Source organism: Burkholderia thailandensis E264 (assembly GCF_000012365.1).
Taxonomy (GTDB): Bacteria; Pseudomonadota; Gammaproteobacteria; order Burkholderiales; family Burkholderiaceae; genus Burkholderia; species Burkholderia thailandensis.
The window spans coordinates 2,758,213-2,771,384 of sequence record NC_007651.1 but is presented as its reverse complement, the minus strand read 5'-3'; the positions used below and the strand labels follow the sequence as shown (position 1 = coordinate 2,771,384).

The 13,172-nt window shown below is 73.7% G+C and carries 3 protein-coding genes; 1 reads left to right on the top strand and 2 read right to left on the bottom strand.

Annotation, left to right across the window (positions count from 1 at the left end; translation table 11 throughout):
* Positions 1-43: 43 nt before the first annotated feature.
* Both BTH_RS24555 and BTH_RS24550 read right to left on the bottom strand, forming a co-directional pair.
* Positions 44-619 (bottom strand): DUF1993 domain-containing protein, encoded by a 576-nt coding sequence (locus BTH_RS24555; protein ID WP_009891204.1) that lies wholly within the window; start codon positions 617-619, stop codon positions 44-46.
* Between the two features lie 477 nt (positions 620-1,096).
* Entirely contained in the window at positions 1,097-2,785 is a 1,689-nt protein-coding gene (locus BTH_RS24550) for a cyclic peptide export ABC transporter (RefSeq protein WP_009891203.1), read from the bottom strand.
* Between the two features lie 492 nt (positions 2,786-3,277).
* Here BTH_RS24550 and BTH_RS24545 point away from each other — a divergent pair, with 492 nt between their 5' ends.
* The gene (locus BTH_RS24545) at positions 3,278-13,168 is read left to right on the top strand and encodes a non-ribosomal peptide synthetase (protein ID WP_009891202.1); all 9,891 of its coding nucleotides are present in this window, start codon (positions 3,278-3,280) and stop codon (positions 13,166-13,168) included.
* Positions 13,169-13,172: the final 4 nt, after the last annotated feature.

The window sequence follows — 13,172 nt, the reverse complement described above, 5'->3', positions numbered from 1 at the left end:
CAGGCCCCGGACCGCGGCCGTCGGGCGCTCGCCCGATGCGCGGCTACCGATCCTGCGGCATCGTCCCGGGCCGAAGGTACGCGAACATGTGCGAGACGTAGTCCGGCTTGCCCAGCGCGACGCCGTGATTGCGCAGAATCGCATACGCGGCGATCGCGTGGAAATAGAACTGCGGCAGCGCCCAGTCGCGCAGATACTGCTCGCCCGTCATGTCGAACACCGCGCCGTCGGGCAGCTCGAGCGCGATCGGCCGCTCGGCGCCTTCGTCGAGCGCGTGCGGCGCCAGCCCGGCGAGGAAGGCGCGCGCATCGGCGATGCAAGTCTGCGCATCGCGCAGCGAACTGGGCGTCGCGTCCGCATTCCATCCCGCGCGCCGCACGTCCAGCAACGATTCGGGAAGCGCGTCGCCGCGCAGGCGATAGACGGGCTCCTGCGCCTGGAAGGCCGTGAAGCGGACTTGCGCGGCGAGCGCAAACATGTCGGCGGCGAGCCGCTTCGTCAGCACATCGTCCGGCTCGGCGCCCGATGCCTGCTCGTGGGCGGCGGCCTTGTCGAGCCACGCGGACAAGCTCTGCAGCATCTGCGTGAACGTCGGAACGAGCAGCGCGGTCGGCGACATGGGCGATCTCCGGAAGGTGTCGTGCGTGCAACGATACCAGCGAAGGGCGGCGAACGGCGTGTGGCGGCGAAGGGCGCGGAACGGCCGCGAGATGCGATGGAGTGTGGAGTGCGCGGCGCGTGCGGGCGAGCGCGATCGGTGCGTGGGCGCTGCGACGGCCGGCCCCGAGCGGCGCGGCGCATCGCCGAGCGCAGCGGATGCGGGCGATGACGCGCGCTGCCGCCCGTCACAGCGCTCAAGCGCCGGCCGGGGCCGCGGTCGCTGGCCGAAGGCGGCGCGGCCGCGAGCGCGCTGCGTCGCCCCGCACGCGGCCGGTGCGCGATCCGCGCGTGTTTCGGGCGCGGCGGGCGCATCCGGGCCGGAGGAAGCGCGCTCGTGAGCCGCGCTCCATCGCCCCCGTCATGCCAGCGATGCCCGTCATGCCCCATCGCGTTCGAACGCACTCGCTCGCGCGCTCACTCGCATTCGGCGACCGGATCACCCCTCGATCTCGTTCGCGAGCGCCGCGTGCCTCGCGCCGCGCGTCTCGCTGACGATCTTCCCGTTGTCGAGCTTCAGCACCCGGTCCGCGATCGGGAAGTAGCGGTCGTCGTGGCTGATCACGATCACCGTCTTGCCGCGCGCGCGCAGCTCCGGCAGCAGTTGCTCGTAGAACACCGCCTTGAACGCCGGGTCCTGGTCGGCCGCCCATTCGTCGAACAGATAGAGCGGCCGGTCCTCCAGATACGCGACGACGAGCGCGAGCCGCTTGCGCTGCCCGGTCGACAGCGCGCGCGTCGAGAACGCGCCGTCGACGACCTGCACCTTGTGGTCGAGCGAGAGCTTCGCGACGAGCGCGTTCGCGCGCGCGTCGGCCTGCGCGCGCGCCGCGTCGTTCGGGTCGACGATGCCGAGCAGCGCGTCGAACAGATGGAAATCGTTGAATACCGCCGAGAAGCGCTCGCGGTACGCGGCGCGCTCGGCGAGGCCGATCGGCGCGCCGTCGAGCTCGATCGTGCCGCCTTCGGGCTCGTACAGGCCCGTCAGCACCTTCGCGAGCGTCGTCTTGCCACTGCCGTTGCCGCCGACGATGAACACGAGCTCGCCCGGCTTGAGCGTCAGGTCGATCGGGCCGACGCGGAACATCCGCTCGTCGCGCTCGTGGAAATACGAATGCGTGACGCCGCGCAGCGCGAGCGTGTCGAACGGCGCGTGCGACGCGTTTTCGTCGGGCGGCGGCGCGGTGCGCAGCGCGCCGAACTGCGCCATCAGCTTCTCGATCCGTTCGAGCGACACGCGCGCCGCGTTCAGCGTCGGCACGTTGTTGAGCAGGCCGTCGAGCGGCAGCAGCATGAACAGGAACACGACGACGTAGCCGGACGCCGCGGGCCCGTCGCCGCGCACGCCGAGCGCGGGCCAGAACGCCGCGACGCCCAGGAACACGTAGAACAGGAACACGATCCAGCCGACGCCGATCGCATACGCGCTGAACGCGCGGCGGCGATGGTCGCGCACCTCGGCGATCGCCGCGCCCAGTTGGCCATCGACGAACTGGCGCGAGCGCGCCTGATGCAGCTTCAGCTCCTTCGCGCCCGAAAAGAGCGCGCCGAGATAGCCGAACAGCTTGTCCTGCGAGCGGCCCGCGTCCTCGAGCCACGCGATCGCGCGCTTGTCGCCCGCGTGGTAGCCGAGCGAGCCGACGAGGATCGCCGCGACCGCGAGCAGGCACACGGGCCACGACAGCCACGCCAGATAGCCGAGGCAGCCGAACACGATCGAGCCGTGCATCACGAGATTCGGCAGCGCGAAGAACAGCATCGACACGTTGGTCGCGTCGTCGGTCAGCACCGACTGCACGGGAGCCGCGCCGATTCGCTCGACGTCCTGCAGCTCGGCCGCCGCGACGCGCCGCGCGACGTGCTCGCGCAACTGCGCCATCGTGTCCTGCGACAGCCTAGCGAACAGCACGCCGGTGACGATCCGGGTGACGAGCGCGATCACCGCGCACAGGCCGAAGCGCCACGCGAGCGACGCGTCGGCGGCTTGCGGCTCGGAGAGCGCGCGGCTCAGCGTCGCGACGAGCAGCACGCTCGACGCGCCGTTCAGCACGCACGCGGCGAGCGCGATCGCGAACGCGCCGCGGGAGCGCTTGAGCAGCGCGACTATCAGACGCCGCGCGTGTTTCACGGCGGGGCGGGAATCGTTCGGGGGCGGGGCGTCGAGACGCCCGATGGCATCGGTCATCGGCAGAGCACGGGTCAATAAAGGAATCGGATCGGCGCTTCGGCGGCGAAGCGAACGGCAAGGCGCTAAGAGGCCCCTTCAGTCTGCTAGACGAATGGGCGCGCCGAATCTTTACCCGCGCTCGGCTTGCTCGGCCGCGCTTGGTGCTGCGTGGTCCTGCTTGGTCCTGCTTGGCCCGTGCGGCGCGCAGGAGGGCGTCGCGCGCGCCGGGAACCGTGCGGCCGGACCGCACCGAGCCGCCGGCGCTGCGCACCCGAGCCGCACCGGCGCCGCTGCGGCTGCGCGCGGCCGATGCGCGTGTCCGTCGCCGCCAAACGTGAACAACCCGGTAAAAAATTTCGAGCGTGATTCGTCTCACAGTTGAAGCGGCCCTCTTGTGGCCGGCGACTTGAACGAAACGGCCGAGGCGGCCGGATCCAACGGACTTCACGCCCTATGACGAGCTTTCCGACTGCGCTGCATCATCGAATCCATGCGCTCGCGCGACTGGCCCCCGACGCGCCCGCGCTCGCGTCGTTCGCGCCCGACACCGTGCGCCTCACGCGCGGCGAACTCGACGACCGGGCCGCGCGCCTCGCGGCGCAGCTGCGCGCGGCGGGCGTGGGCGCGGAGGTGCCGGTCGGCGTGTGCGTCGCGCGCTCGTGCGATCTGTTCGTCGCGCTGCTCGCGGTGATGAAGGCGGGCGGCGCGTTCGTCGCGCTCGATCCGCGCCATCCGGCCGCGCGGCTCGACTGGGTCGCGCGCGACGCGGGGCTCGCGCACGGCATCGTCGACGCATCCGCCGACGCCGCGATGCGCGCGCGCTTCGCGCGGTGCTTCGACGTCGGCGGCGTCGCCGAGGCGGACCCCGCCGCGCCGCGCGAGCACGGCGGCGACGTGCATCCGCGCGCGGCCGCGTACATGATCTATACGTCGGGCTCGACGGGCACGCCGAAGGCGGTCGTCGTCGAGCACGGCCCGCTCGCCGCGCACGGCGACGCGCTCGCCGAGTCGCTGCCGATCGGGCCCGACGATCGCGTGCTGCATTTCGCGTCGGTGAACTTCGACGTCGCGATCGAGGCATGGCTCGTGCCGCTCGCAGTCGGCGGCAGCATCGTCATCAGCGATCCGCCGCCGTTCGCGCCCGATGCCGCGCATGCGCTGATCTCGCGCGAGCGCGTGACGAACACGACGCTGCCGCCCGCGTACCTGCGCGAGTTCGCGGCCGTGTGCGCGCGCGAAGGCGTGCCGCCGTCGCTGCGCGTGCTGCTGTTCGGCGGCGAGGCGATGTCGCAGGACGCGTTCGAGGAGATCCGCCGCGTGTTCCCGGCGCTTCGCCTCGTCAACGGCTACGGGCCGACCGAAACCGTGATCTCCCCGATGCTCTGGCCGGTCGCGCCGGGTGCCGCGCCCGCGCTCGACGAAGGCAACGGCTACGCGTCGCTGCCGATCGGCTGGCCGATCGGCCGGCGCGTCGCGCGCGTCGAGCGCGCCGACGGCACGGTTGCGCGCGGCGAAGCGGGCGAGTTGCTGCTCGGCGGCGCGTGCCTCGCGCGCGGCTATCACGGCCGCGCCGCGCTGACGGCCGAGCGCTTCCTGCCCGATCCGGCGGGCGAGCCCGGTGCGCGGATCTACCGCACGGGCGACCTCGCGCGCGAGCGGGCGGACGGCTCGTTCGACTATCTCGGCCGGCTCGACGATCAGGTGCAGGTGCGCGGCGTGCGCGTCGAGCCGGGCGAGATCGCCGCGTGCCTGCTCACGCATCCGGGCGTGCGCGACGCGGGCGTGCTCGCCGAGACGGCGGGCGGGCGCACGCAACTGATCGCGTGCGTCGCGCTCGCGGCGCCGCAACGCGAAACGTCGGCGGGCGAGCCGTGTTCCGATGCGCAGCCGGACGACGACGCGCTGCGCGCGCACGTCGCCGCGCATCTGCCGGCCGCGTGGCTGCCGCACCGGATCGCGCGCTTCGACAAGCTGCCGTACACGCTGAACGGTAAGCTCGATCGCGCCGCGCTGCGCGACGCGGTCGCGGCGCTGCCGATCGAGGCCGCCATCGACTTCGACGCGCCGCATACCGACACCGAGCGCCGCGTCGCCGCGCTGTGGCGGCGCCTCCTGAACGATCCGGCGCCGATCGGCCGCGTCGACCGCTTCTTCGTGCGCGGCGGCGATTCGCTCGCCGCGATGCAATTGCAGGCGGCGATCCGGCTTGAGTGGCGCGTCAACCTGCGGCTCGACGCGATTTTCGACGACGCGCCGCTCGCCGAGCTCGCCGCGCGCATCGATGCGGCCGAGCGCGAAGCGGGGCGGCCGGCCGCGATCGCGGCGCCGGCGGCGCGCGCCGTCACGGCCGGCGCGAGCAACGTGGGCAACGCTGGCAACGCGGCCGGCACGCTCGAGCGCGCCGCATCGTTCGCGCAGCAACGCTTCTGGGTGCTCGCGCGCACGCAGGACGCGGGCGCCGCGTATCACGTGTCGTTTCACTGGGACGTCGACGGCGCGCTCGATCTCGATACGCTGCAGCGCGCGCTCGACACGCTGATCGCGCGTCACGAGGCGTGGCGCACGACGCTCGTCGAGAACGACGACGGCGTCGTCGTCCAGCGCATCCACGCGGCGCTGCCGGTGCCGATCGCGGCCGTCGACCTGCGCGGCGAGGCCGGCGCGTCGCGCGCCGCGCGTCTGGCCGAGCTGACCGAGCGCCACGCGAGCGCGCCGTTCGACCTGTCCGACGGCCCGCTCGTGCGCGCGCTGCTCGTCACGCTCGCCGACGGCGCGCAGCGCTTTCTGCTGACGACGCACCACGCGGTCAGCGACGGCTGGAGCTCGCGCTGCGCGTTCGCCGAGCTGACGGCCGCGTACGCGGCGTTCGCCGAAGGCCGCGAGCCCGAACTGCCGGCGTTGCCGATCCAGTACGCCGACTATGCGCAATGGCAGCGCGACGCGCTCGATGCGAACGAGACCGCGCGCCAGCTCGCATATTGGCGTGACGCGCTCGCGAACGCGCCCGCGCCGCTCGCGCTGCCGCTCGACCGGCCGCGCTCGGCCGAGCGTGACTATCGCGGCGGCCGGCTCGCGCGGCGCCTTTCGCCCGCCGCGTCGGATGCGGTGCGCGCCGTCGCGCGCCGGCTCCATGCGTCGCCGTTTACCGTGCTGCTCGCCGCATTCGACGCGTGGCTCTTTCGCCTGACGGGCGAGCGCGATCTCGCGGTCGCCGCGCCGATCGCCCAGCGCGCGCGGCCGGAAACCGCGCCGCTCGTCGGCCTGTTCCTCAACACGCTCGCGCTGCGCGCGCACGTGTCGCCCGTGCAATCGTTCGAATCGCTCGTCGCGTCGGTGCGCGACGCCGCGTTCGGCGCGTTCGCGCATCAGGACGTGCCGTTCGACAAGGTGGTCGACGCGGTGAAGCCGCCCGTGCGGCGCGGCGACGAGTGGCTGCGCGTGAAGTTCGCGCAGCAGTTCGATCTCGAGCTGTCCGCGTCGCTGCCGGGCGCGACCGTGCGGATGGCGCCGGGGCTCGACACGGCCGCGCGCTTCGATTACGCGCTCGATTTCACCGACGATGCGCGCGGCATCGAATTCGTCGCCGCGTACGCGCAGGACGGGATCGACGAGGCGACCGCGCAGGCGTGGCTGGACAGCTTCGCCGCGCTCGTCGACGATGCGACGCGCGATCCGCGCCGCGCGATCGCCGAGCTCACGATCGCGCAGGGCGGCGCGCCGCGCGCGCTGCTCGCGGGCCGGCCGCTCGCGACCGCGCCCGACGTGCTGGCGCTCTTCGCGCGCGAGGCGGCCGAGCATCCGCATCGGATCGCGCTTGCCGACGCCGACACGCAGCTCACGTTCGCCGAGCTCGACGATGCGTCGAACCGCGTCGCGCTCGCGCTGCGGCGCGACGGCGCGCGCGAGAAGGCTGGCGGCGCGGAAATGCCCGTCGCGATCTGCATCGAGCGCTCGGTGCGCTTCGTCGTCGCGTTCGTCGGCGTGCTGAAGGCGGGCGCGTATGCGGTGCCGCTCGATCCGGCGTCGCCGCGCGAGCGCCTCGCCGCGGCGCTCGCGGCGTGCGGCGCGCGCCGGATGCTCGCGGCGGGCGACCTCGGCGCGCTCGGCGAATTCGACGGCGTGGCCGTGCAGGACGTCGACGCATGCGCGCACGACGCGTCGCTCGCGAACGCCGCCGCGCCGCGCGTGCCGCCGCACCCCGAGCAGGCCGCGTATCTGATTTTCACGTCGGGCTCGACGGGCGCGCCGAAGGGTGTCGTCGTATCGCATCGCGCGCTCGCCGACTACGTCGCCGGCATGCTCGACGAACTCGCGTTCGCGCCGCACGCGTCGATGGCGATGGCCTCGACCGTCGCGGCCGACCTCGGCCACACGACGCTGTTCGGCGCGCTGTGCTCGGGCCGCACGCTGCATCTGCTGCCCGCGCACGCGGCGTTCGATCCGGACCGCTTCGCGCACGAGATGGCGACGCGCGAGGTCGACGTGCTGAAGATCGTGCCGAGCCATCTGCATGCGCTCCTCGACGCGCAGCGCGCGGCCGACGTGCTGCCCGCGCACGCGCTCGTGACGGGCGGCGAGGGGCTGCCGTGGTCGCTCGTCGAGCGCATCGCCGCGTTGAAGCCGGACTGCCGGGTGATCAATCACTACGGGCCGACCGAGGCAAGCGTCGGCGCGCTCGTGTGCGACACGTCCGCGCCCGCGCAGGCCGATCTGCGCGCGGCCGCGGCGGGCGCGAGCGATGCGCGGGCGCGCGGCGTGCCGCTCGGGCGGCCGCTGCCGAACGCGCACGCATGCGTGCTCGACGCGCACGGCGCGAGCGTGCCCGTCGGCGCGATCGGCGAGCTGTATCTGGGCGGCCCGGGCGTCGCGCGCGGCTATCTGGGCCGCGCGGCGGCGACGGCCGAGCGCTTCGTTCCGCATCCGCACGAGGCGGGCGCGCGCGTCTACCGGACGGGCGACCGGGTGCGGCTGCGCGCGGACGGCCGGCTCGATTTCCTCGGGCGTCTGGACGATCAGGTGAAGATTCGCGGCTACCGCGTCGAGCCGGGCGAGGTGAGCGCCGCGCTGCGCGCGCTGCCGGGCGTCGCGCAGGGAGAGACGCTCGCGCTCGAGCACGACGGACGGCTGCGTCTTGTCGCATTCGCGACGCCCGCCGCGGGCGCGCGGCTTTCGGGCGATGCGCTGCGCGATGCGCTCGCCGCGCGCCTGCCCGACTACATGGTGCCCGCCGCGCTCGTCGTGCTCGACGCGCTGCCCGTGACCGCGAACGGCAAGATCGATCGCGCGGCGCTGCGCGCGCTCGCGGCGGCGCCCGCGCCTGCAACGGCCGCCGACGAGGACGCGCCGCGAGGCCCGATCGAAGAGACGCTCGCGGCGGTCTGGCGCGACGTGCTGAAGGCCGCGCGCGTCGGGCGTCACGACAATTTCTTCGAGCTCGGCGGCGATTCGATTCTCGTGTTGCAGGTGATCGCGCGCTCGCGCAAGCGCGGCGTCAAGTTCACGCCGAAGCAGCTGTTCGACGGCCCGACGCTCGCCGAGCTCGCGCGCGTCGCGGCGTCGATCGAGGCCGTCGCGCCGAAGGAGGGCGCGGCCGTCGCCGCGAAAGCTGCCGCCACGCAGCCGGCTTGCGCCGCCAACCGGAATGAAGCGTCGCTCACGCCCGCGCAACTGCGCTTCTTCGATCTCGACATCCCGTGCCGGGGCCACTGGAATCAGTCGATCCAGCTCGAGGTCGCCGGCGCATTCGATTTCGACGCCTTCGCACGCGCGTTCGACGCGCTGCTGAACCATCACCCGGTATTCCGCGAACGCTTCGCGCCGACCGGCGAAAACGGCGCGTGGCGGGTTTCCGCCGCGCCGCGCGCGTTCGACACGCTGCCGCTCGCCGCCGGCGCCGCGCGCGACGAAGCGGATGCGCTCGCGCAGTTCGACGCGCTGCAACGCACGCTCGACCTGGCGCACGGCCCGCTTGCGTGCGCATTCGCGGCGGCGCTGCCGGACGGGACGGCGGCCGGCGCGACGAAGCTGTATCTGGCGATCCATCACGCGATCGTCGACGGCGTGTCCTGGCGCGTGCTGCTCGACGATCTCGACGCCGCGTACCGCGCCGCGTGCGAGCGCCGCGCGGTGCGGCTCGCGCCGACGGGCGCGAGCGCGTCCGAATGGGCGGCGCGCCTTTCGCGCGCGGCCCGCGATCCGGCCGGGCCGTTCGCGAGCGAGCTGCCGTACTGGGCGGCGCTCGCCGCGCCGCACGACGATCTGCGGCTCGACCGTCCCGACGCGGCGGCGGCCAACGCGGACGCGGATGTCGTGATCCAGACGCTCGATCCGTCTCTGACGCGCGACGTGCTGACCGACGCGAACGCCGCATACCGCACGCACGCGGTCGAGCTGCTGATCGCGGCGCTCGTCTCGGCGCTCGGCCGCCGCACGGGCGCGGCGTCGTGCCGGCTCGAGCTCGAAGGGCACGGCCGCGAGGCGCTCTTCGACGACATCGACGCGAGCCGCACGCTCGGCTGGCTGACGAGTCATTATCCGGTCGCGTTCGCGGTGGAGGCGACGCCCGCCGCGACGCTCGCCGGCGTGAAGGACGCGCTGCGCGCGGTGCCGAACAAGGGGCTCGGCTTCGGCGTGCTGCGCCATTACGGCGACGACGCGACGCGCGCCGCGCTCGCGCAGGTCGCGCGCCCGCGCGTGACGTTCAACTATCTCGGCCAGTTCGACGCGCCGCGCGACGCCGCGCTCGTGCCGCGCTTCGGCGGCGCGGGCCGCGAGCGCGATCCGGCGGGGCCGCTCGGCAACGCCCTTGCGATCCACGCGTACGTCGACGCGAACGACGACCGCGCGCTGAAGGTGCACTGGGTGTACGGCGCGACGCAATTCGACCGCGCGACGATCGATGCGCTCGCCGCACAGTTCGACGCGGCGCTGCGCGCGCTCGCCGCCGCGTGTCGCGCGCGCGTGGCCGAGCGCGGCGCGGGCGCGACGCCCGGCGACTATCCGCTCGCGCGCGCGGCCGGCCTCACGCAGGAAGCGCTCGACCGGCTGCCGTTCGACGCGCGCGCGATCGACGACATCTATCCGCTGTCGCCGATGCAGCAAGGCATTCTGTTCCATTCGCTGTTCGCGCCGGAGCGCGCGACGTACGTGAACCAGCTCGTCGCGACGCTCGTCGATCCCGACGTCGAGCGGCTGCGCGGCGCGTTCGACGCGGCCGTTCCGCGCCACGACATCCTGCGCACCGGCTTTGCCGCGCACGAGGCGAAGCCGATGCAGATCGTCCATCGCCACGCGCGGATGCCGATCGAGATCGTCGACTGGCGCGGCGCGCACGCGAGCGCCGGGGCGCTCGACGCGGCGCTCGACGCGTGGCTCGCCGCCGACCGCGCGCGCGGCTTCGATCTCGCGACGCCGCCGCTGATGCGCGTGACGCTGATCCGCACGGGCGAGGCCGACTGGCGGCTTGTCTGGACCCGCCATCATCTGCTGCTCGACGGCTGGAGCACCGCGCGCCTGTTCGCGGACGTGCTGCGCGACTACATCGAGCCGCCGCGCGCGAACCCGTTCGCCGCGCCGGCGCGCACGCGCTACCGCGATTTCATCGCGTGGCTCGCGCGGCGCGATGTCGGCGCGGACCGCGCGTTCTGGCTCGAGCGCGTCGCGCGGCTCGGCGAGCCGACGCGCGTCGCCGAGCTCGAACGAAGCGCGAGCGGCGCGCCGGACGGCGACGCAGGCGCGCGCGAGACGGCCGGCCGCGCGAACTGGCGCGCGACGCTGCCCGCCGCGGACACCGCGCGCATCGCGGAGGCGGCGCGCCGGATGAAGGTGACCGTCAACACGATCGTGCAGGGCGCATGGGCGCTCGCGTTGCAGCGGATCACGCACCGCGCGGCGGTCGCGTTCGGCGCGACGGTCGCGGGGCGCCCGGACGCGCTGCCCGAGGTCGACACGGTGCTCGGCCTCTTCATCAACACGCTGCCTGTGATCGCCGCGCCGCTGCCGCAGCGCGTCGCGCGCGACTGGCTCGCGAGCCTGCAGCGCGACAACGCGGCGGCGCTCGAGCACGCGCATGCGCCGCTCTACGAGATCCAGCAGTGGGCGGGCTTGGGCGGCCCGCTGTTCGACACGCTCGTCGTGTTCGAGAATTACCCGGTCGACGAAGCATGGCAGGGGCGCGATGCGCGCGCGCTGCAAAAGCGCGACCTGCGCAACATCGAGGCAACCGACTTCGCGCTGACGCTCGTGATCGAGGCGGGCGACACGCTCGCGATCGACTACGGCTACGATCCCGCGCGCCTCGGGCAGGCGCGTGTCGAAGCGCTGCATCGTGCGTTCGCCGCGTGCATCGCGGGCCTCGTGAATCATCCCGACGCGCCGCTCGGCGCGATTTCGTGCGCGAGCGCCGACGATCTCGCACTGATCGCGCGCAGCAACGCGACCGATGTCGACTGGCCCGACGCGCAGCGCGCGCCGCTCTTCGCGCAATTCGAAGCGGCCGCGCGCACGCGGCCCGACGCGATCGCGCTCGAATTCGCCGATGCGGACGCCGACGGCACGGTCGCGCGGATGCGCTACGGCGAACTCGACGCGAAGGCCGGGCGCGTCGCGGCGGCGCTCGCCGCCTGCGGCGTGCGGCCCGATTCGATCGTCGCGCTGTGCGTCGAGCGCTCGTTCGACATGGTCGTCGCGCTCGTCGGCGCGATGAAGGCCCGCGCCGCGTATCTGCCCGTCGATCCCGATTATCCGGCCGAGCGGATCGCGCATTTGCTCGGCGACGCGAAGCCGCCCGTCGTGATCACGCAGGCGCATCTGCGCGCGCGCGTCGAGGCGGCGCTCGCGGGCGCGCACGCGGAGGCCGTCGTCGTCACGATCGACGAATGGCTCGAGCGCGCGCCGGCCGCTTTCCCGGGCGCGACCGAAACCGGCGCCGGACGCATCGCGGCGGCGGCCGACGTCGCGGCGGACCAGCTCGCCTACCTGATCTACACGTCCGGTTCGACCGGCCAGCCGAAGGGCGCGGGCAACACGCACGGCGCGCTCGCGAACCGGATCGCGTGGATGCAGCGCGCATACCGGCTCACGCCCGATGACGTCGTGCTGCACAAGACGCCGTTCGGCTTCGACGTATCGGTGTGGGAGTTCGTGTGGCCGCTCTCCGTCGGCGCGAAGCTCGCGATCGCGGCGCCCGGCGATCACCGCGATCCGGCGCGCCTCGTCGCCGCGATCGACGCGCACCGCGTGACGACGCTGCACTTCGTGCCGTCGATGCTCGCCGCGTTCGTCGCGTATCTCGACGATTTCGGCGCGGCCGCGCGCTGCGCGAGCGTGCGCACGATCGTCGCGAGCGGCGAGGCGCTCGCGCCCGAGCTCGTCGCGCGCGTCGCCGCGCTGCTGCCGCACGCGCAGCTTCACAACCTGTACGGCCCGACCGAGGCGGCGATCGACGTGTCGCACTGGCGCTGCACGGCAGCCGACGCCGCGGCCGCCGCGGTGCCGATCGGCCACCCGATCGCGAACGTGCAACTGCACGTGCTCGACGCGGCGCTGCAACCGGCGCCCGTCGGCGCGACGGGCGAGCTGTATCTCGGCGGCGCCGGGCTCGCGCGCGGCTACGTCGGCCGCGCGGCGCTGACGGCCGAGCGTTTCGTGCCCGATCCGTTCGTGCCCGGCGCACGCCTGTACCGCACGGGCGACCTCGCGCGGCGGCGCGCCGACGGCGCGCTCGACTATCTCGGCCGCATCGACACGCAGGTGAAGCTGCGCGGCCAGCGCATCGAGTTGGGCGAGATCGAGGCGCTGCTGCGCTCGGCGCACGGCGTGCGCGATGCGGTCGTGATCGTGCGCGGCGATCGGCTCGTCGGCTACGTCGCGTGCGCGGCGCCCGCCGGGTTCGACGCGGCCGCGCAGATCGAGCGGCTGCGCGCGCGACTGCCCGCGTACATGGTGCCCGCGCAACTCGTCGCGCTCGATGCGCTGCCCGTCACGCCGAACGGCAAGTGCGACCGCCGCGCGCTGCCGGAGCCCGCGTTCGACGCGCGCGTCGTCGAAGCGCCGCGGACGGATACCGAGCGCGCGCTCGCCGCGATCTGGCAGCGCGTGCTGAAGCTGCCGGACATCGGCCGCGACGAGGATTTCTTCACGCTCGGCGGCCATTCGCTGCTCGCCGCGCAGGCGAACGCGCAGGCGAATCTGCAGTGGTCGCTGACGCTGCCGCTGCGCACGATCTTCGACGAGCGCACGCTCGCGCGCTGCGCGGCGGCGATCGACCGCGCGCGCGAAGCCGGCCGCGACCACGACGCCGCGAGCGCGATCGACGCGCTGCTCGGCGAGCTCGAAGCCCAGTAAGTCG

Coding starts and splice junctions, on each gene's coding strand:
- BTH_RS24545 (WP_009891202.1), top strand. CDS start 3,278: ATGACGAGCTTTCCGACTGCGCTGCATCATCGAATCCATGCGCTCGCG.
- BTH_RS24555 (WP_009891204.1), bottom strand. CDS start 619: ATGTCGCCGACCGCGCTGCTCGTTCCGACGTTCACGCAGATGCTGCAG.